Raw genomic sequence first — 19,010 nt, 5'->3', positions numbered from 1 at the left:
TTGATTGCAATGACTGGGCGCTGGGTTTTCGTGGTGCAGTGGTTTTTCTGAAATGTATGTTTTCAAATCTTGTGCACGCGATGTGACGCCAGGTTTTAAGGGGGGGTGTGTGGTTGGAATAGGCAGCAAGTTGTGGGCCCGGGTGTTGAGTATTGTCGTCGAGCATCCCGTTCGAGTGGCATTTTTTGGGAGCCTGCTGCTGTCCCTGATCGCTGTGCTGGGCGCAGCGACTGTCGGACGTGATGCTGCTTTCTACCTGACCATTGCCCAGGACGCTCACGTCCATGGCCCGAAAGCCGCCTTTGCCGTATTCAACTGGCCCTGGTTCTCCCTGCTCCTGGCGGGCACCCATTCGGTTTCAGCCCTGCCCATAGAACTTAGTGCGTACTTGTGGTGTTCGCTGTTTGCTGCCGGTACCTGTGCGCTACTGGTTGACTGCGTGCGCCAGCGCTCGGTGCAGGTGGCGCCTTGGGCTTGCCTGGTGGTGTTGGCGATGCCTGCGTTCAACCAGTTTCGTGGCGAGATCCTGCGTGAGTTCGGCTTCTGGTTCTTCTGCATCCTGACGCTTTGGCTGGCCATGCGCTGGCAGGCCCGCGGTGGATGGCTGCGGGCGGCAATCATCCACCTGGCGATTGTCGCGGCGGCAGCCTTCCGGCTGGAAGCGTTGTTGCTGTTGCCGGCGTTGGGCTTATGGCAGTTGCCTGGCCTGTGGGTGCGCGAGCGGCGCCTGGCGCTCCTGCAGTTTGTGGCGCTGCCGCTGTTGGGTGTCGTGGCGGGGATAGTGCTGGTCTCGGCCACGGATGGTTTTACATCGGCTCGTGTTGACTACTATCTGGGCTTGATCAACCCCAACCAGGTGCTGGCGTCGTTTGACTTGCTGCGCGATCAGTTCGCCAACTCGCTGATCAACAAGTACTCCCAGGATGAAGCCGGACGCATCATCTTTTTTGGCATCCTGGCGGCCATGGCCATCGGCTTTGTGAATATTTGCGGTCCGTTTGCCGTGCCGTTTTTGCGCGGACGCAATTGGCAGGCGATCAAGCGCTACTGGCACGAATACCGGCCTTTTGCCTGGGCGGCGCTGTTGTACCTGTTGGTATTGCTGCTGTTCTTTATCCAGCAGCAGTTCATGAACTTGCGCTACATGAGCTTCCTGAACCTACTGTTTGTGCCGGCGCTGGCCTTGGCGATGCAGATGTTTGCCCAACAGTTCCCGCGCCTGGGCAAGGCCCTGGTGGCGGTCTGCCTTTTGGTGATGTTGTCCAATGTGGTGTCCACCGGGCCGGGCAAGGTCCAGTACGTTGACGCGGGGCGCTGGATGGCGGCGAATGTCGAGCCGGATGTCCCAGCGTATTTCGATGACGGCCGGATCGGTTATTACGCCGGGCGTGGTTATCTGCTCAAGCAATTGACCCGGGAAGCGGCCATGTCGCCGGCCTATGCGGATCAATTCCGCTATTTCCTGATCGAAGCCCGCGGTAACGAGCCCTGGCTCATCAGTTGGCTGGCCGAGCGCAACATGCGCATCGTCGAGCGCTTCGCCAATCGCCGAGGCGCCACGGTGCTGATCATCACCCGGTGAAGTCAGTCCAGTAATTGCCGCAGGCGCTCAATCAGCGGCGCCTGCTGACTGCCGGCCGGCAAGCCCTGGCGATAGCCATCGAAGAAGGCTTGCCCGGCATCATCGCCCAGCAGCCATTGGCGATCCTCGGGATAGCGCCGCAGATGGCTGAAGTTACGCAGGCGCTTGCTCTGGCTCAGGGCGGCGGCCTGGCAACTCAGGTCGGCAATGTCGATCAGCCCCAGGGTGTTTTCCGGAGTCAGGACCACGTTGCCAAAGTGCAGCGAGCGAAAGTACACGCCCTTCTCATGCAGTTGCGCAATGAAACAGCCCAGGCGCACACGCAAGGCGTCGGCCTCGGCCTTGGCGAGTTTCAACTGGCGGATGGTTTCCCCGGCCAGCGGGCTGTAATACACCGCGTCCCGCGCAATGCTGGGAATGCGATACACCGCAATGATGCGCGGGCAGGGGATATCCCGTTGCTGCAGTGCGCGGGTGTTGTTGGCGAAGCGCTGGGCATACGGGTAGAACAGCGCCGAACTGAGCAGGCGCTTGCGCCGGAACAGTTTGAGCATGCAACCATCGGTCAACCGGAGCACCTTGTCGCCAGAACCATCGGCTTCCAGCACCTGCGCGCCGGCGCGCAATGCCTCATAGGTGTTGTGATCGATTACTTGCATGCCTGACTCCCATCAATAGCCGGTTATCTTAACCGACTTGATGCAAGGCTGGCCCCTGCTCATGTTTTTTGGGGCGAAGAGGCCTGTGATATGATCCGCGCCTTACTGATTTGCGCGGATTCCCATGAGCAGTCCTGAACCGAAAACCCAGTCGACGCTGGCGATTTACTTCCGCCTCCTGACTTACGTACGGCCTTATGTGGGTCTGTTCATCCTGAGTATCGTCGGGTTCCTGATCTTCGCATCGACCCAGCCGATGCTCGCTTATATCCTCAAGTATTTCGTCGATGGCCTGGCGAATCCCGAGGCCAGCCTGTTCCCCGGCAACCCTTATCTGGGCAAGTTGCAGTTACTGGAAACCGTGCCGCTGATGATCGTGCTGATCGCGGCCTGGCAGGGCGTGGGTTCGTTCCTCGGCAACTTCTTCCTGGCACGGGTTTCCCTGGGCCTGGTCCACGACCTGCGCGTGGTGCTGTTCAACAAACTGTTGGAGTTGCCCAACCGCTTTTTTGACAAGAACAACTCCGGCCACCTGATTTCGCGCATTACCTTCAACGTGACCATGGTCACCGGTGCAGCCACCGATGCGATCAAGGTGGTTATCCGCGAAGGCATGACCGTGATTTTCCTGTTCTGCACCCTGGTGTGGATGAACTGGAAGCTGACCCTGGTGATGCTGGCGATCCTGCCGGTGATCGGCATGATGGTGAACAGCACCAGCCGTAAATTCCGCAAGCAAAGCAAGAAAATCCAGGTGTCCATGGGCGACGTGACCCATGTGGCCTCCGAGACGATCCACGGCTACCGTGTGGTCCGCAGCTTTGGCGGCGAGCAATATGAAAAGGTGCGCTTCGAGCAGGCGAGCCTGAGCAATACCGAGAAACAACTGGCGATGACCAAGACCGGCGCGGTATACACGCCGATGCTGCAGTTGGTGACCTACAGTGCGATGGCCGTGGTCATGTTCCTGGTCCTGTATTTGCGTGGCGATGCCTCGCCCGGCGACCTGGTGGCCTACATCACCATGGCCGGCCTGTTGCCCAAGCCGATTCGCCAGCTGTCCGAAGTCAGCTCGACCATCCAAAAGGGCGTGGCGGGTGCCGAGAGTATTTTCGAGCAGTTGGATGAGCCGGTCGAAGTCGACCAGGGCGTGATCGAGCATGAACGTCTGGCTGGGCGTATTGAAGTGCGCAACCTCAGCTTCCAATACCCGGAAAGCGACAAGAAGGTGCTCAACGACATCAGCTTTATCGTCGAGCCTGGGCAAATGGTCGCGCTGGTGGGGCGTTCGGGCAGCGGCAAGTCGACCCTGGCGGGCTTGATTCCGCGCTTCTATCAGCACGAACAGGGGCAGATTCTGCTCGACGGCGTACGCGTGCAGGATTTCACCCTGCGCAACCTGCGCCGGCAAATTGCCCTGGTGACCCAGCAAGTCACCTTGTTCAACGACACCGTGACCAACAACATCGCCTATGGCGACCTGGCTGGCGCGCCCGCCGACGCGGTGCACCATGCCGCTCGCGAAGCCTATGCCGACGAGTTCATCGTGAAGATGCCCCAGGGCTACGAAACCCTGGTGGGCGAGAATGGCGTGCTGCTGTCTGGCGGCCAGCGCCAGCGCATTGCGATTGCCCGGGCCTTGCTCAAGGATGCGCCGCTGCTGATTCTCGACGAGGCGACTTCGGCCCTGGACACCGAGTCCGAGCGTCATATCCAGGCGGCCCTGGACCATGTGGTGAAGAACCGCACGACCCTGGTGATTGCCCACCGCCTGAGCACCATCGAGAAAGCCGACCTGATCCTGGTGATGGACGACGGCCAGATTGTCGAGCGCGGCACCCATGTCGAGCTGCTGGCGAAGAACGGTTACTACGCCCGTTTGCACGCCAAGGAGTTCGAAGAAGGTGACCCTGTGGCGCCCTCCCACGTGACTGATGCCTATTGAGGCGCTATTGCAGCCAGGCTGGGATCGACCGCCAGGATTGAATCGGTCGATGCTTTTCCCTGTGCTAATATCGCGCCCCTGTTCATTTTGTATGTGGGTTGCTCCATGAAGTTGTCCATGCCGCGATTCGATCAAGCCCCTGTCTTGGTGGTCGGCGATGTCATGCTCGACCGTTACTGGCATGGCGGTACCTCACGGATTTCCCCTGAGGCACCGGTACCGGTAGTCAAGGTCGAGCAAATCGAAGACCGTCCAGGCGGCGCTGCCAACGTCGCCCTTAACATCGCTGCACTCGGCGCCCCGGCCTCCCTGGTCGGCGTGACCGGTGACGACGAAGCCGCCGACAGCCTGACCAACAGCCTGCGCGGCGCTGGCGTGCGTGCCCTGTTCCAGCGCATTGCCCACCAGCCGACCATCGTCAAGCTGCGGGTCATGAGCCGTCACCAGCAATTGCTGCGTATCGATTTTGAAGAACCCTTCGCCACCGACGCCCTGGCCCTCAGTGACCAGGTCGACACGTTGCTCGAAGGCATCAAGGTGCTGGTGCTGTCGGACTACGGCAAAGGCGCGTTGAAAAACCACCAGGTGCTGATCCAGGCCGCCAAGGCCCGGGGCATCCCGGTGCTGGCCGATCCCAAGGGCAAGGACTTCTCGGTCTACCGGGGCGCCAGCCTGATCACGCCGAACCTCAGCGAATTTGAAACCATCGTCGGCGGTTGTGTCGATGAGCACGACTTGGTGAGCAAAGGCGCACGCCTGATGGCCGACCTCGACCTCGGCGCCTTGCTGGTGACCCGTGGCGAACACGGCATGACCCTGCTGCGCCCCGGCCACCCGGCCATGCACTTGCCGGCGCGAGCGCGGGAAGTGTTCGACGTCACCGGCGCCGGCGACACCGTTATTTCCACCCTGGCGGCGGCGATCGCAGCCGGTGAGGAATTGCCCCACGCGGTGGCCCTGGCCAACCTGGCGGCGAGCATCGTGGTGGGCAAACTGGGTACGGCATCCATCAGCGCCCCGGAACTGCGCCGTGCGATCCAGCGCGAGGAAGGCTCGGAGCGTGGCGTGTTGAGCCTTGAGCAGTTGCTGCTGGCGATTGACGATGCCCGTGCCCATAACGAAAGCATCGTTTTCACCAACGGTTGCTTCGACATCCTGCACGCCGGCCATGTGACTTACCTGGAGCAGGCCCGCGCCCAGGGTGATCGCCTGATCGTGGCGATCAACGACGACGCTTCGGTCAGCCGCCTCAAAGGCCCTGGCCGGCCGATCAACAGTGTGGATCGGCGCATGGCGGTCCTGGCTGGGTTGGGCGCGGTGGACTGGGTGATCAGTTTCTCCGAGGGCACCCCGGAAAACCTGCTGGCCCAGGTCAAGCCGGACGTGTTGGTCAAGGGCGGCGACTACTCGGTCGACCAGGTCGTCGGCGCCGATATCGTCAACGCCTATGGCGGCAAGGTCAAAGTCCTGGGGTTGGTGGAAAACAGCTCGACCACCGCGATTGTCGAAAAAATTCGCCAAACCAACGATGCCGCTCAATAGGGTTTGCCGCTATGTCTGATGCTCTCGTACTGATTACCGGTGGTGCTGGCTTTATCGGTTCCAATCTGGTCGATGCACTGCTGGCCAAGGGCTACGCGGTGCGCGTGCTGGATAACCTGTCCACCGGCAAGCGCAGCAACCTGCCGCTGGACAACCCACGCCTGCAACTGCTCGAAGGCGATGTGGCCGATGCCGCACTGGTCGCTCGTGCAGCGGTAGGGGTTACGGCGGTAGTGCACCTGGCGGCAGTCGCTTCGGTGCAGGCGTCGGTGGATGACCCGGTCAGTACGCACCAGAGCAACTTCGCGGGTAGCCTCAATGTCTGCGAAGCCATGCGCCAGGCTGGGGTCAAGCGTGTGGTGTTTGCTTCCAGTGCGGCGGTGTATGGCAACAACGGCGAAGGCGACTCCATCGATGAGCAAACCGCCAAGGCACCGTTGACGCCATACGCTTCGGACAAGCTGGCCAGCGAGCACTACTTTGACTTCTACCGTCGTCAGCATGGCCTGGAGCCGGTGATTTTCCGCTTCTTCAACATCTTTGGGCCGCGCCAGGATCCTTCATCGCCGTATTCCGGGGTGATCAGCATCTTCAGCGAGCGCGCGCAAAAAGGCCTGCCGATTGCCGTGTTCGGCGACGGTGAGCAAACCCGTGACTTCATGTACGTCGGGGATCTGGTGGCCGTGCTGGTGCAAGCCGTGGAAATGGCCGATGCGCCGCTGGGCGCGATCAATGTCGGCTGGAACCGCACCACCACCCTCAAGCAGTTGCTGCAGGCGCTGTCGCAAATCGTCGGGTCGTTGCCGGCTGTCAGCTACACCGCGCCGCGCTCGGGGGATATCCGGCATTCCAGGGCCAACAACCAGCGCTTGGCGGCGAGCTTCACATTGCCTGAGCCGACGCCGCTGACGGTTGGGCTGGAAAAACTACTCAACCAGTAGAAACCGCTCGCCACAGGCGGGGCTGCTTCAGCGACCCGCCTTCTTCGGCACCATCTTGCGCAAGATCTGCCTGGCCCGCCCGGTCAACTGGCTCAACTTCGATTCCTTCTCTGGTGCGCTCAGGCCCTGTTGCCTGAGCCAGTCCTTCCAGCGGATCCGCTCATCGCGCACCAGCCAGCCTTCCTGCTGGGCAAAACTCTCGGCCAGGTACAAGCCGCGCGTGCTCGCCGGGATCAGTTGATCCTTCTTCAGGGTATACAGCTCGGCGCACGGCTGGCCGTCCTTCAGGGGCATCAGGTACAGGTCCGGGCGCTGGCGGTCCAGGCGCGCCACCAGTTGATCACCCTCCAGGCGTTCGTCCACATGGAACAGGCTCAAGGACTTGGCTTCCTTGGGCACTTCCAGGCGCAGGTCATAGATCAATTGCAGGGAGGCCGTGGGCAGGTGCACATAGGCCCGGGGGCGTTCGATCAGTTGCATGCTGGCGCAGCGCACCGGGCGGGCGGCGCCGGACAGCGGTGACAGGCGAAACGGCAAGGCCTCACGGTAATGCAGCGCGCTGGAGTAGGGCGCCGGCAGCCAGGTGTCGTTGAAACGCCCGCCGAGCCAGCCTTCCGGGGTTTCCAGCAGGCATTCCTCGGCGATTTCCTGGATGGCCGTGTGCAACGGCAGGTTCAGTTCATGGGCCGGCACGTAGCCGGAAATCAGCTTGAGCACCACATCGCCACGGTCCTGCCGGCGCTGGCGCACCAACACCCAGTAATCGCGGTTTTGCCAGTGCAGTGTCAGGCGCACCGATACGCCGAGGTTGGCCAGTTCCAGGGCGAAGCGTTCGGCATCCGCCACCTCCACCGGCTTGCGCCGTTGCAGAGTCTGGGCAAAGTTGAGCGGCATGCCCACGCTCTGGTAGCTCAGGCCTTCGGGGGTGGCTTCGACGTACAGCGGCAGTGTTTTAAAGTTACTGGGGTTTTTTCTTATGAGCGTTCGCGGCATGTCGGCTCCTTCTTGCGTCGGGGTCGGCCGCGTCGGCGGCATCAGGATTGGCGAATGATCTTGGCAGCGGTTGCCACGTTATGGGCAAGGTGCAGCGGGTTGATGGTCCCGACAATAGCACTGGCCACGCCCGTTTGCGCAAACAACAAGACGAAACTGGCATGAATTGGATCCACTCCAGGCTCAAGGCATGCATGGCCGCTGGCCAGGGCCTTTTTCACCAGGATGCCTTTGCCATGGGCGGCGGCGTAATCGATCACGGCTTTTTCGTTTTGCTCGTTCAGATTGTAGGTGACCATGGCGCAATCGCCTTGTTCCAGAGCCTTCACGCCGCCTTCGACGGTTTTGCCGGAGAAGCCGAAGCCGCGAATTTTGCCCTCGGCCTTGAGCTGCGCCAGGGTCTGGTAGACCTCGCAGTCATTAAGGATATGCAAGTCATTGCCGTCGGAATGCACCAGCACCAGGTCGATGAAATCCGTTTCCAGGCGTTTCAGGCTGCGCTCCACGGAGAGCCGGGTATGGGCCGCGCTGAAGTCATGGTGGGACACGCCGTCGGCAAACTCTTCGCCGACCTTGCTGACAATCACCCAGTCCTGGCGCTGGCCGCGCAACAGCGGCCCCAGGCGCTCTTCGCTATGGCCGTAGGCCGGTGCGGTGTCGATCAGGTTGATCCCCAGCTCGCGCGCCTGGCGCAGCAACATCCGCGCTTCTTCATCATTGGGGATCTGAAAACCATTGGGGTACTTCACCCCCTGGTCGCGGCCCAGCTTCACGGTGCCCAGGCCCAGCGGCGATACCAGCAGGCCGGTGCTGCCCAGGGGGCGATGAAGGTCATGCAGGGTCGGCAGGCTCATGGCAACAATTGCTCCCAGGCGGGTTGGGCGATGGCTGGGCGTGGCAGTTCAGGCAGCGGCGTGCTTGGGGTTGGCTGGATGCCGTCACGTTCCAGGGCGCTGAGCACGCGGTCGGCGAAGTCCGGCGCCAGGGCCAGCTTGGTTGGCCAGCCCACCAACAGGCGGCCCTGTTCGGCGAGGAACGCGTTGTCTGGCCGGGTCAGGCCCGTTTGCAGGGGTTCGGCGCGATCCACCCGCAGGGTTGCCCACTGGGTCTGGCTCATGTCGATCCACGGCAGCAGGTGCGCCAGCTCCTTTTGCGCAGTGGCGATTTGCTCGGCGGGCGTGCGGTGAACGCCTTCGGTCTCGGCAATATCACCGCCCATGTACCACACCCAATTGCCATCGGCGGCCGGGTGCGTGGTGATGGTGATCCGTGGCTTGGTGCCGCCGCCCAGGCAGTGCGCGTACAGGGGTTTGAGGCCGGGGCCCTTGGCGATGATCATATGCAGCGGGCGCTTTTGCATGGCCGGCTGGCTCAGGCCCAGGGCGCTCAACAGCTCGGCGGTGCCGCCGCCGGCACTCAGCACGATGCGCTGGGCGCGGATCGCCCGGCCATCGACTTTCAGGCCGACCAGGATGCCGCCTTCCAGCAGCGGCTCGATCTGTTGCCCGGCGAGCAGGCCGTCGCCGGCCAGTTGCGCCAGGCGTTCGATCAGGCTCGGCACGTCCACCACCAGTTCGGCCAGGCGATAGACCTTGCCCTTGAAGCGGCGGTCTTGCAGGGCCGGCGGCAAATCGTCGCCCTTGACCTGGTCGACGCGGCCACGCACCGCCTTGCTGGCGAAGAAACTGGTGAGGTTGCCGGCCAGGGTGCCGGGCGACCACAGGTAATGGGCCTGGGACAGCAGGCGCACGCCCGTCAGGTCCAGCTCGCCGGTGCCCGCCAGCGCTTCACGCCAGCGTCGCGGCATGTCGGCAATGGCTTCGGAAGCGCCGGTCAGGGCACCGTGCAAGGCGTATTTCGCACCACCGTGAATGATCCCCTGGGACTTCACGCTCTGCCCGCCACCCAGGGTCGCGTTCTCCACCACAATCGTGGAAAACCCCTGGCTGCGCAGGCGCGCGTTGAGCCAGAGGCCGGCAACCCCGGCGCCGACAATCAGGACGTCGGTGGAAATAACGGATGGCATGGGGCGACCTCAGTGTTCAGAACAAGAGGCCAAGTATACAGACTCGACAGCGGGATCTTTGCCCAGGATCAACAACTGTAGAAGGTCAGTGGCCGGCTGTTTTCGAAAACAACTGAATCACCACCACGCCCAGCACGATCAAGCCCATCCCCAGCATCGCCGGCAGATCGAGCTTCTGCCCATAGATAAACAGCGCTGCGATGCTGACCATGACGATCCCCAGCCCCGCCCACACCGCGTAGGCCACGCCCACCGGTACGGTGCGCACCACCAGCGTGAGCATCCAGAACGCCACGCCGTAGCCGACGATAACCAGCAGCAGCGGGATTGGCGTGCTCCAGCCCTTGATCGCTTTCATGGAAACGGTGGCGATCACTTCCGAGCAAATGGCAATGGCCAGGTAGTAGTAGGCGGCGTTCATGGGGGTGTTCCTCGGAAATAGGGGCGCATAACAAGGCCGGCATTCTAGAGAATCCGTAGATGGGGTAAAGTCATTACCTATCCGAATTTAAGATGGGTTTAGCCAATGAGCGTGCAATGGAACCTGGAGCAGATGCGCCTGTTTGTCAGCGTCGCCGAGCAGCGCTCGTTTTCGGCGGTGGCACGGCACCAGCGCAAGGCGCAGTCGGCGGTGAGCAATGGCATTGCCTTGCTGGAGGCCGACCTGGGCGTGAGCCTGTTTGAGCGTAGTAGCGGTCGCCAGCCACGCCTGACCGAGGCCGGCACTGTGCTGCTGGAGGAGGCCCGGGAAGTGCTGCGCCAGTGTGAGCGCCTCAATGGCCGCGCCCTGTCGTTGATGCGCGGCGAAGAAGCGCGGCTGCGCCTGGCCCAGGACGAAGCCATGCTCTATCAGCCGGTACTCGACAGCCTAGAGGCGCTGGCGGGGAAATTTCCCAGCCTGGAGGTGCAGTTGTCCAGCACAGCCCAGGGCGATGTCGCGCGCAAGCTGGTGGAGCGTAAGGCTGACCTGGGGTTGCTGTTTTATCACGACCAGATCCCCGAAGCCCTTGAGCGGCGGGTGGTTGGCAGTGTGGAGATGGTCACGGTGTGTGGCGTCGGGCATCCGTTGGCCAGGGAAGGTTTTGTCGATTGCCAGCGCCTGGCGCAGTTTCGCCAATTGCTGATGTCGACCCAGACCAGCGTTTACCCCGGCAGCGAGGCGGCCAGCCCCCAGGTATGGCGCGCCGACAGCTTCTACGTGCTGGCCGAATGGCTGGCCCGTGGCCTGGGCTGGGCCTGGTTGCCCCGGCATGTGGTGCAATACCCGACCTATCACGGGCAGATGGTCGAGTTGGACAGCGAATGGACGCCACCGGCCCTGGTGGTGGAACTGGTGTGGCGGCGCGATGAGCCCCTGGGCCCGGCCGCGCGCTTTCTGGCCGAACGTTTTACCGCGTGTTTGCAGGCGATCGGCTGAAAAAGCCGATAAACTCCGCCGCCATGAATAGAACTCTCTACAGCTGTCTGTTTTACCTGGCGCTGCCGTTGGTGGCCTTACGACTATGGCTACGTGCCCGCAAGGCGCCGGCCTACGCCAAGCGCGTCAGCGAGCGCTTTTCCTACGGTTTGCCGGTACTCAAACCCGGTGGGATCTGGGTGCACGCGGTGTCGGTGGGCGAGAGCATCGCCGCCGCACCGATGATCCGCGGCTTGCTGGAGCGTCATCCACAGCTGCCGATCACCGTCACCTGCATGACGCCCACCGGTTCCGAGCGGATCCAGGCACTGTTTGCCAACGAGCCGCGCATCCAGCATTGCTACTTGCCCTACGATTTGCCGTGTGCCGCCAAGCGTTTCCTGGACCGGGTCCAGCCCAGGCTTGCGGTCATCATGGAAACCGAGCTGTGGCCCAACCATATTCACCAATGCGCCAAGCGCGGGATACCCGTGGCCCTGGCCAATGCGCGGCTGTCGGCACGTTCGGCCAAGGGTTACGGGCGTTTCGCCAAGCTGACCGCGCCGATGCTGGCAGACATGAGCCTGTTCGCGGTGCAGACCGCCACCGAGGCCGAGCGCTTTCGCAGCCTGGGCGCGCGCCCGGAAACGGTCGAAGTCACCGGCTCGATCAAGTTCGACCTGACCATCGACCCAGCGCTTTTGGCACGCGCCGCCGCGTTGCGTGAGCAATGGCTGGCCAGCGAGCGCCCGGTATGGATCGCCGCCAGTACCCACGAGGGCGAAGATGAAGTGGTGCTGGCAGCCCACCGGCAGTTGCTCGCCAGCTACCCCAACGCGCTGTTGATCCTGGTGCCCCGTCATCCGGAGCGGTTCAACACGGTGCTGGAGCTGTGCCAACAGCAGGGTTTTGCCACGGTGCAGCGCTCCAGTGGGGCGCCGGTCGATGCCGACACCTCGGTATTGCTTGGCGACACCATGGGCGAGCTGCTGTTTCTCTACGCCTTGGCCGACAGCGCCTTTGTCGGCGGCAGCCTGGTGCCCAACGGCGGGCACAACCTGCTGGAGCCTGCGGCGCTGGCCAAGCCGGTGATCAGCGGCCCGCACCTGTTCAACTTCCTCGAAATCGCCGCAATGATGCGCGACGCCGGGGCGTTGCAAGAAGTGGATGATGCCCAGGGGTTGGCCGAGGTAGTGCGGCAACTGTTCGAACTGCCACAGGATGCGCACAAGCGGGCGCTGGCGGGGCTCAAAGTGATGCAGGCCAATCAGGGCGCGTTGAAGCGTTTGCTCGATGGCTTGGACAGACTGCTCAAAGCCTGACCCAGCTCGGTCAAAAATGTAGGAGCTGGCTTGTCGGGTCGCCGCATCGCTGCGATAGCGGTAGGCCAGTCAACACATCCTTACATGACCCACCGCCTTCGCGGGCAAGCCCGCTCCCACAGGGATCTCGGTTGGGCACAGGACTTTGCACATACCACACACCAACTGTGGGAGCTGGCTTGTCGGGTCGCCGCATCGCTGCGATAGCGGTAGGCCAGTCAGCACATGCTTACATGACCCACCGCCATCGCGGGCAAGCCCGCTCCCACAGGGGATCTCGGTTGGGCACAGGACTTTGCACACACCACACACCAACTGTGGGAGCTGGCTTGTCGGGTCGCCGCATCGCTGCGATAGCGGTAGGCCAGTCAACACATCCTTACATGACCCACCGCCATCGCGGGCAAGCCCGCTCCCACAGGGATCTCGGTTGGGCACAGGACTTTGCACACACCACACACCAACTGTAGGAGCTGGCTTGCCTGCGATAGCATCACCTCGGTGTTGCAGATAACCCGAGGCGCCTGTATCGCGGGCAAGCCCGTTCCCACATTTGTCATGTGGTGGGTTTAGTTGCTGGGGCGGGCCTTCAGTTGTTCGGCCGCGGCCTTGGCCAGGTCTGGCGGCAGGAAATCCTTGTCCGGGTTGTAGTCAGCCTTCAGGTAGCGCGCCAGGTCCTGCAGATCCCCCGGGTTCAACGTTCCCGCCGCCTGTTTCAAGCGCAGGTTGTCGAGGATGTAGTCATAACGGCTGTTGTTGTAGTTGCGCACCGAGGTGTATAGCTGGCGCTGGGCGTCGAGCACGTCGACGATATTGCGTGTGCCCACCTGGTAACCGATTTCCGTGGCTTCCACTGCGCTCTGGTTGGAGATGATCGACTGGCGGCGTGCCTGCACCTGTTCTACATCGGTATTCACCGCGCGGTGCAGGTTACGGGTGTTTTCCACCACCTGGCGGCGCAGGCCTTCGCGTTGCTGTTCGGTCTGGCCCAGGCGCGAATAGGATTCGCGTACCTGGGAGCTGGTGAGGCCGCCGCTGTACAGCGGGATATTCAGGCGCAGGCCGATGGTGCGTTGCTCGACATCGCCACTATAGGGCTGGCCGAACGCATTGGGGTTGCTGAAACCGAGGGCGTCGTTGTCGCCTTTTTCGTATTGCGCCACCGCGTCCAGGGTCGGCGCGTGGCCGGCCTTGCGTTGCTTGAGGGTTTCTTCGGCGGCGGTGACCGCATAGTTGCTGGCCAGCAGGTTCAGGTTCTGGCGCCCGGCGGTGTCGACCCAGGCCTTGGCGTCGTTGGGTGCTGGCGGCAAAACGGGCAGGGTATGGACAATGCCCTGGATCGCGTTGTACTGGCGGTTGGTCAGGGTGATCAGCGCTTCAAACGCGTCATCCACCTGGCGCTGGGCGAGGATCCGGTTGGCCCGCGCCGTGTCGTAGCTGGCCTGGGATTGCAGCACGTCGGTCTTGTCCGACAGGCCCACGTCAAAACGCTCGTTGGACTGGTCCAGTTGGCGCTTGAAGGCGGCCTCTTCGGCCTTGGTCGAGGCCAGGTTGTCCTGGGCGCGCAGTACGGCGAAGTAGTTTTCCGCGCTTTGCAGGATCAGTTCCTGCTCGGTGGCCGACAGCTGCAGGGCAGCTTGTTCATTGACCGCTTCGGCAGCTTGCAACTGGAACCAGCGGTCGGCGCGGAACAGCGGCTGGCTCAGGGTTGCGCGCCAGGTATGGGCGTCGCGATTGGCGGTAGCCGACGGTGTGTCGATCTGGGTGCGCACGTTGTTCACGTCGGCACCGGCCGAGAGGTTGGGCAGCAGGCCGGCGCGGGCCTGGGGCACCACTTCTTTCTGCGCGCCGTACTGGGCGCGGGCGGCGGCCAGGTCGGCGTTGTTGTCCACCGCTTCCTGGTAGACGCTGACCAAGTCGGTTTTGGTCGACAAGGGCGCTTCTGCTGCCCAGACCATTCCATTGGTCGCACAAGACACGGCAAGAGCCAGTGAAAGTTTGCGCAGCATGAGGCGATCCCTAGATAAATATTACGGCGATAATTTAGCGCCCAAGGCTACGACGAGCAATCCATAGCGTCAAGGCGTTGAGACAGTAGGCGAGTGTAGTGGCCACACCCCCGCACAACAATCCTGTAATTGCGCCATTCATCACGCTGAATGCACCGCTATTGGCAATTTGCCTGCTCCATGGTCTAGACTGGCCGCGTTCTTGTCGGGGTGCCTTGCTATGAGGCTGAGATCGGTAAATACCGGATCCCGTTGAACCTGATCAGGTTAGCGCCTGCGTAGGGAACAAGATTTCTCGTCACCCGGCGAGTCCTCTTGTGCTTCGTCCGGGATGTTGTTCGACAATCGAACAGCCCTCGTGCGCCAAGCACAGCACTGCTTCCAGCGCGTCCGTCCGTCACAGGTTCGCTCCGACAAAAATCCACTGCCTGGATGTGTCTGGAGAGCCCGTGATGAGTACAAAACTAAAAAACACCGTGCATTTGAGTGAGTCGGCCAAGGTTGACTCAGGATCCGTGCAGCCGTTTACCCGCTCGCAAAAAGTCTATGTGCAGGGCACTCGCCCGGATATCCGCGTGCCGATGCGCGAAGTCAGCCTGGACGTGACCCCCACCGATTTTGGCGGCGAGATCAATGCGCCCGTGGTGGTCTACGACACCTCCGGCCCGTACACCGACCCCAACGTGATCATTGACGTGCGCAAAGGCCTGGGCGATGTGCGCTCGCCGTGGATCGAATCCCGTGGCGACACCGAGCGCCTGCCGGGCCTGAGTTCGCACTTCGGCCAACAGCGCCTGAGCGACGCCGAGCTGACCGCCCTGCGTTTTGCCCATGTGAAAAACCCGCGCCGGGCCAAGGCCGGGGCCAACGTCACGCAGATGCACTACGCACGCCAGGGCATCATTACCGCCGAGATGGAATACGTCGCCATCCGCGAAAACATGAAGCTTGAAGAAGCCCGTGCCAGTGGCCTGCTCGACCAGCAACACGCCGGGCACAGCTTCGGGGCCAGCGTGCCGAAAATCATCACCCCGGAATTTGTACGCGAAGAAATCGCCCGCGGCCGCGCCATCATCCCGGCCAACATCAACCACACCGAACTGGAACCGATGATCATCGGCCGTAACTTCCTGGTGAAGATCAACGGCAACATCGGCAACAGCGCCCTGGGTTCGTCCATCGAAGAAGAAGTGGCGAAACTGACCTGGGGCATTCGCTGGGGCTCGGACACGGTGATGGACCTGTCCACCGGCAAGCACATCCACGAAACCCGCGAGTGGATCATCCGCAACTCGCCGGTACCGATCGGTACCGTGCCGATCTACCAGGCCTTGGAAAAAGTCGGCGGTGCCGCTGAAGACCTGACCTGGGAACTGTTCCGCGACACCTTGATCGAGCAGGCCGAGCAGGGCGTCGATTACTTCACCATCCACGCCGGTGTGTTGCTGCGCTATGTACCGCTGACCGCCAAGCGCGTCACCGGCATCGTGTCCCGTGGCGGCTCGATCATGGCCAAGTGGTGCCTGGCACACCACAAAGAGAACTTTACCTACACCCATTTCGACGAAATCTGCGAAATCATGAAGGCCTATGACGTCAGCTTCTCCCTCGGCGATGGCCTGCGCCCGGGCTCGATTGCCGACGCCAACGATGCGGCGCAGTTCGGTGAGTTGGAAACCCTCGGCGAGCTGACCAAAATCGCCTGGAAGCACGACGTGCAAACCATGATCGAAGGCCCCGGCCACGTGCCGATGCAGTTGATCAAGGAGAACATGGACAAGCAGCTGGAGTGCTGCGACGAAGCGCCGTTCTACACCCTGGGCCCGCTGACCACCGATATCGCGCCCGGCTACGACCACATCACCTCGGGCATCGGCGCGGCGATGATCGGCTGGTTCGGTTGCGCCATGCTTTGCTACGTCACGCCCAAGGAGCACCTGGGCTTGCCGAACAAGGATGACGTGAAGACCGGGATCATTACCTACAAGATTGCGGCCCACGCGGCGGATTTGGCCAAGGGCCATCCCGGTGCGCAGATCCGCGATAACGCGTTGAGCAAGGCACGGTTCGAGTTCCGTTGGGAAGACCAGTTCAACCTCGGCCTGGACCCGGACACCGCGCGCTCCTATCACGACGAAACCCTGCCCAAGGATTCGGCCAAGGTCGCGCATTTCTGCTCGATGTGCGGGCCGAAATTCTGCTCGATGAAAATCACCCAGGAAGTGCGCGAATACGCGGCCAACCAGCGCATCGAGGCGGTGGACGTGGATGTGGCCAAGGGCCTGGCCGAGCAGGCGCAGCGGTTCAAGCAGGAAGGCAGTCAGCTCTACAAAAAGGTCTGACTTGGGATTGGAGGTGCTTCTACTGGCCTCATCGCGGGCAAGCCCGTTCCCACATCTTTGAATGTGTGGGAGCGGGCTTGCCCGCGATAGCAATCTCCCCAACAACAAATGTCCCTCTGAGATGACCCCCTTGAGCATTCAACCGAGTACCTACTCTCCCGACATTGCAGTCCCAATAGACAAACGTGTCTTCGGCGCCCGCGATCTGTTTTCCCTGTGGTTTTCCCTCGGCATCGGCCTGATGGTCCTGCAAACCGGTGCACTGTTGGCGCCGGGGCTTGGCCTGTCGGGGGCGTTGCTGGCCATCTTCCTCGGGACCCTGGTGGGCGTGCTGTTACTGGCCGCCGTCGGGGTGATCGGCAGTGACACCGGCCTGTCGTCCATGGCCGCCCTCAAGCTCAGCCTGGGTGCCAAAGGCGCCAGCCTGCCGGCGCTGTTGAACTTGTTGCAACTGATCGGTTGGGGTTCGTTCGAGATCATCGTCATGCGCGATGCCGCTAGCCTGCTGGGCACCCGCGCTTTCAGTGCAGGCAGCCTGTTGGCCAGCCCGTTGCTCTGGACCGTGTTCTTCGGCGGTCTCGCCACTTTGCTTGCAATCAGCGGCCCGTTGACCTTTGTGCGAAAGATCCTGCGCAAATGGGGAATCTGGCTGCTGCTGGCGGCGTGCCTGTGGCTGACTTGGAACCTGTTCGCCAAGGCTGACCTGGCCGCGCTGTGGGCCCAGGCTGGCGACGGTTCGCTGCCGTTTGCCGTCGGGTTTGATATCGCCATTGCCATGCCGTTGTCCTGGCTGCCGCTGATTGCCGATTACTCACGTTTCGGCCAGCGCGCCACCCGTGTGTTCGGCGGCACGGCCCTGGGCTTTTTTATCGGCAATTTCTGGCTGATGAGCCTGGGCGTGGCCTACACCCTGGCGTTTGCGCCCAGTGGTGAAGTCAATGCGCTGTTGTTGGCGTTGGCCGGGGCTGGCCTGGGGATTCCGCTGCTGCTGATTGTGTTGGATGAGTCAGAAAACGCCTTCGCCGACATCCACTCGGCGGCGGTGTCCAGCGGCATGCTGTTGCGCCTGAAAGTCGAGCACCTGGCGCTGGCGATTGGGCTGGTGTGCACGCTGATCGCCTGCTTTGCGCCCTTGGCCCAGTATCAGAACTTCCTGCTGTTGATCGGCTCGGTATTCGCGCCGCTGTTTGGCGTGGTGCTGGTAGACCACTTCATCCTGCGCCGGCGTGGCCAGGCGCTGGTTGCAAGCCTGCGTTGGCCGGCGCTGCTGGCTTGGTTGGGGGGCATCAGTACCTATCACCTGCTGGCCAATCTGTACCCGGATGTTGGCGCGACCCTGCCGGCACTGGTGCTGGCAGGGCTGTTGCAATTTATCCTCGGGCGCGCCTTCAGCGGCGCACGGGCACCAGCTCAGGCTTGATGATGCCGTCGAGGCGAGCGTAAGGAATCTGCAACTCGACGTGGCCCATGGCGTAGGGCGCGATGGTGGCGGTAGGGTACTTGAGCACTACCGCGCCGTAGGTCAGCGCCACGTTCGGGGTTTTCTGGAAGGGCCAGCTTTTCACGTAGTCCGGCTCCAGGCTCAGGCGGGTGCTGATCAGCCAGCTGTTGTGGGCCACCTGGGCGGCTTTCCAGAACGCGTCTTCCTTGCCGGGGCGCAGCATGTCCGCCAGGGTCAGGTTTTTTTGCTGCTGGCGCGAGTAGTTGATGAAGCCGCGGCCAGGTTCGCCATGGGCGCCGCCGGTGTCCAGGTAGCTGGACAGTTCGATGATCACCAAGCCGTCATGCTGCTCCCGTACCTTGGCCTGCAAGTACATGCTGTTGCGCGGGCCGGACTCGCGCAGGAATTTTTCCCGATAGGCGTTCAGTGTCGCTGGCAATGGGGCGCCGGGCGTGGTGCGGGTCATTTCCAGCAGGCGTTGCTCGATCAGCGCATCGAGCTTGGGCTCGTTGGCGAAATGCACGGTATCGATGTTCACCAGTGGGCAGTCGGCGGTGGTGCAGCCGGGTTGCACCACCTCGGATGCATCGCGGGTGGCTTCCAGTGGTGCACGGTAGCTGGATTGGAACAGGCTCTGGCAAGCGCCGAGCGTCAAGGCAATACAGGCCACGGAGGCGACTTTTAACAGCGACATGGGCGTCCTTCATAAAGCGGAGAAGAGCGAAAGAGATGGGGCTTGGACTATCGGCATCCCAGTCAGTTCGCCACTAAGCTGATTACAGTGAGTTTGACCGCCGCCGCCCGTCCCGGCA

The 19,010-nt window shown here is 62.3% G+C and carries 15 protein-coding genes and 1 riboswitch; of the genes, 8 read left to right on the top strand and 7 right to left on the bottom strand.

Going from position 1 to position 19,010, the window contains the following annotated elements; all coding sequences use genetic code 11:
- Positions 1-109 precede the first annotated feature (109 nt).
- On the top strand, positions 110-1,582 hold the full coding sequence (locus tag HBO19_RS19380) for a hypothetical protein (protein WP_169952281.1): 1,473 nt from the start codon (positions 110-112) through the stop codon (positions 1,580-1,582).
- Between the two features lie 2 nt (positions 1,583-1,584).
- On the opposite strand, the gene HBO19_RS19375 is transcribed toward HBO19_RS19380, so the two are convergent.
- Positions 1,585-2,241: a phosphotransferase gene (locus tag HBO19_RS19375; protein ID WP_169952279.1), complete on the bottom strand. Its 657-nt coding sequence runs from the start codon at positions 2,239-2,241 to the stop codon at positions 1,585-1,587.
- A gap of 124 nt (positions 2,242-2,365) precedes the next feature.
- Here HBO19_RS19375 and msbA point away from each other — a divergent pair, with 124 nt between their 5' ends.
- From msbA to HBO19_RS19360, 3 genes are all read left to right on the top strand, one after another.
- Positions 2,366-4,186 (top strand): lipid A export permease/ATP-binding protein MsbA, encoded by a 1,821-nt coding sequence (gene msbA / locus HBO19_RS19370; RefSeq protein ID WP_169992172.1) that lies wholly within the window; start codon positions 2,366-2,368, stop codon positions 4,184-4,186.
- A 105-nt stretch (positions 4,187-4,291) separates the two neighbouring features.
- The gene (gene hldE / locus HBO19_RS19365) at positions 4,292-5,728 is read left to right on the top strand and encodes a bifunctional D-glycero-beta-D-manno-heptose-7-phosphate kinase/D-glycero-beta-D-manno-heptose 1-phosphate adenylyltransferase HldE (protein WP_169952276.1); all 1,437 of its coding nucleotides are present in this window, start codon (positions 4,292-4,294) and stop codon (positions 5,726-5,728) included.
- Positions 5,729-5,739: 11 nt separating this feature from the next.
- Positions 5,740-6,669 carry an NAD-dependent epimerase/dehydratase family protein gene (locus HBO19_RS19360; RefSeq protein ID WP_170058103.1) on the top strand — a complete coding sequence of 310 codons (930 nt, stop codon included), beginning with the start codon at positions 5,740-5,742 and terminating at the stop codon, positions 6,667-6,669.
- Positions 6,670-6,696: 27 nt separating this feature from the next.
- Here the strand turns inward: HBO19_RS19360 and HBO19_RS19355 are convergent, their stop codons facing one another.
- The 4 genes from HBO19_RS19355 to HBO19_RS19340 all read right to left on the bottom strand — a co-directional run bounded on the left by HBO19_RS19355 (position 6,697) and on the right by HBO19_RS19340 (position 10,109).
- Positions 6,697-7,662, bottom strand: coding sequence for a metal ABC transporter ATPase (locus HBO19_RS19355; protein WP_169952272.1), 966 nt, complete (start codon positions 7,660-7,662; stop codon positions 6,697-6,699).
- Between the two features lie 41 nt (positions 7,663-7,703).
- Positions 7,704-8,516: an aldo/keto reductase gene (locus HBO19_RS19350; protein WP_169952270.1), complete on the bottom strand. Its 813-nt coding sequence runs from the start codon at positions 8,514-8,516 to the stop codon at positions 7,704-7,706.
- Positions 8,513-9,688 (bottom strand): FAD-dependent oxidoreductase, encoded by a 1,176-nt coding sequence (locus HBO19_RS19345; protein ID WP_170058102.1) that lies wholly within the window; start codon positions 9,686-9,688, stop codon positions 8,513-8,515. The genes HBO19_RS19350 and HBO19_RS19345 overlap by 4 nt, the downstream gene beginning before the upstream one ends.
- An 85-nt stretch (positions 9,689-9,773) precedes the next feature.
- Entirely contained in the window at positions 9,774-10,109 is a 336-nt protein-coding gene (locus HBO19_RS19340) for a multidrug efflux SMR transporter (protein WP_099170110.1), read from the bottom strand.
- Between the two features lie 105 nt (positions 10,110-10,214).
- On the opposite strand from HBO19_RS19340, the gene HBO19_RS19335 reads away from it, so the two are divergent.
- Both HBO19_RS19335 and waaA read left to right on the top strand, forming a co-directional pair.
- Positions 10,215-11,105 (top strand): LysR family transcriptional regulator, encoded by an 891-nt coding sequence (locus HBO19_RS19335; protein WP_169952266.1) that lies wholly within the window; start codon positions 10,215-10,217, stop codon positions 11,103-11,105.
- Between the two features lie 23 nt (positions 11,106-11,128).
- The gene (gene waaA, locus HBO19_RS19330; protein ID WP_170058101.1) at positions 11,129-12,406 is read left to right on the top strand and encodes a lipid IV(A) 3-deoxy-D-manno-octulosonic acid transferase; all 1,278 of its coding nucleotides are present in this window, start codon (positions 11,129-11,131) and stop codon (positions 12,404-12,406) included.
- A gap of 569 nt (positions 12,407-12,975) precedes the next feature.
- Here the strand turns inward: waaA and HBO19_RS19325 are convergent.
- Positions 12,976-14,415 (bottom strand): TolC family outer membrane protein, encoded by a 1,440-nt coding sequence (locus HBO19_RS19325; RefSeq protein WP_170058100.1) that lies wholly within the window; start codon positions 14,413-14,415, stop codon positions 12,976-12,978.
- A 196-nt stretch (positions 14,416-14,611) separates the two neighbouring features.
- A riboswitch (TPP riboswitch) is annotated at positions 14,612-14,717 on the top strand.
- Between the two features lie 150 nt (positions 14,718-14,867).
- On the opposite strand from HBO19_RS19325, the gene thiC reads away from it, so the two are divergent.
- Both thiC and cytX read left to right on the top strand, forming a co-directional pair.
- The gene (thiC, locus tag HBO19_RS19320) at positions 14,868-16,757 is read left to right on the top strand and encodes a phosphomethylpyrimidine synthase ThiC (RefSeq protein WP_170058099.1); all 1,890 of its coding nucleotides are present in this window, start codon (positions 14,868-14,870) and stop codon (positions 16,755-16,757) included.
- A gap of 130 nt (positions 16,758-16,887) precedes the next feature.
- Entirely contained in the window at positions 16,888-18,177 is a 1,290-nt protein-coding gene (gene cytX / locus HBO19_RS19315) for a putative hydroxymethylpyrimidine transporter CytX (RefSeq protein ID WP_170042438.1), read from the top strand.
- On the opposite strand, the gene HBO19_RS19310 is transcribed toward cytX, so the two are convergent.
- The gene (locus HBO19_RS19310) at positions 18,146-18,892 is read right to left on the bottom strand and encodes an RsiV family protein (RefSeq protein WP_169952256.1); all 747 of its coding nucleotides are present in this window, start codon (positions 18,890-18,892) and stop codon (positions 18,146-18,148) included. The genes cytX and HBO19_RS19310 overlap by 32 nt on opposite strands.
- Between the last annotated feature and the right edge of the window lie 118 nt (positions 18,893-19,010).

Origin of the sequence: Pseudomonas sp. WS 5021, assembly GCF_012985535.1 — a bacterium.
Taxonomy (GTDB): domain Bacteria; phylum Pseudomonadota; class Gammaproteobacteria; order Pseudomonadales; family Pseudomonadaceae; genus Aquipseudomonas.
This window is presented reverse-complemented; position numbering and strand designations above follow the sequence as displayed.

Bases quoted from the DNA above. Each gene is read 5' to 3' on its own strand.
- msbA (WP_169992172.1), top strand. From the start codon at position 2,366: ATGAGCAGTCCTGAACCGAAAACCCAGTCGACGCTGGCGATTTACTTC.
- hldE (WP_169952276.1), top strand. From the start codon at position 4,292: ATGAAGTTGTCCATGCCGCGATTCGATCAAGCCCCTGTCTTGGTGGTC.
- HBO19_RS19325 (WP_170058100.1), bottom strand. From the start codon at position 14,415: ATGCTGCGCAAACTTTCACTGGCTCTTGCCGTGTCTTGTGCGACCAAT.
- HBO19_RS19345 (WP_170058102.1), bottom strand. From the start codon at position 9,688: ATGCCATCCGTTATTTCCACCGACGTCCTGATTGTCGGCGCCGGGGTT.
- waaA (WP_170058101.1), top strand. From the start codon at position 11,129: ATGAATAGAACTCTCTACAGCTGTCTGTTTTACCTGGCGCTGCCGTTG.
- HBO19_RS19335 (WP_169952266.1), top strand. From the start codon at position 10,215: ATGAGCGTGCAATGGAACCTGGAGCAGATGCGCCTGTTTGTCAGCGTC.
- thiC (WP_170058099.1), top strand. From the start codon at position 14,868: ATGAGTACAAAACTAAAAAACACCGTGCATTTGAGTGAGTCGGCCAAG.
- HBO19_RS19375 (WP_169952279.1), bottom strand. From the start codon at position 2,241: ATGCAAGTAATCGATCACAACACCTATGAGGCATTGCGCGCCGGCGCG.
- HBO19_RS19310 (WP_169952256.1), bottom strand. From the start codon at position 18,892: ATGTCGCTGTTAAAAGTCGCCTCCGTGGCCTGTATTGCCTTGACGCTC.
- HBO19_RS19340 (WP_099170110.1), bottom strand. From the start codon at position 10,109: ATGAACGCCGCCTACTACTACCTGGCCATTGCCATTTGCTCGGAAGTG.
- HBO19_RS19355 (WP_169952272.1), bottom strand. From the start codon at position 7,662: ATGCCGCGAACGCTCATAAGAAAAAACCCCAGTAACTTTAAAACACTG.
- HBO19_RS19360 (WP_170058103.1), top strand. From the start codon at position 5,740: ATGTCTGATGCTCTCGTACTGATTACCGGTGGTGCTGGCTTTATCGGT.
- HBO19_RS19350 (WP_169952270.1), bottom strand. From the start codon at position 8,516: ATGAGCCTGCCGACCCTGCATGACCTTCATCGCCCCCTGGGCAGCACC.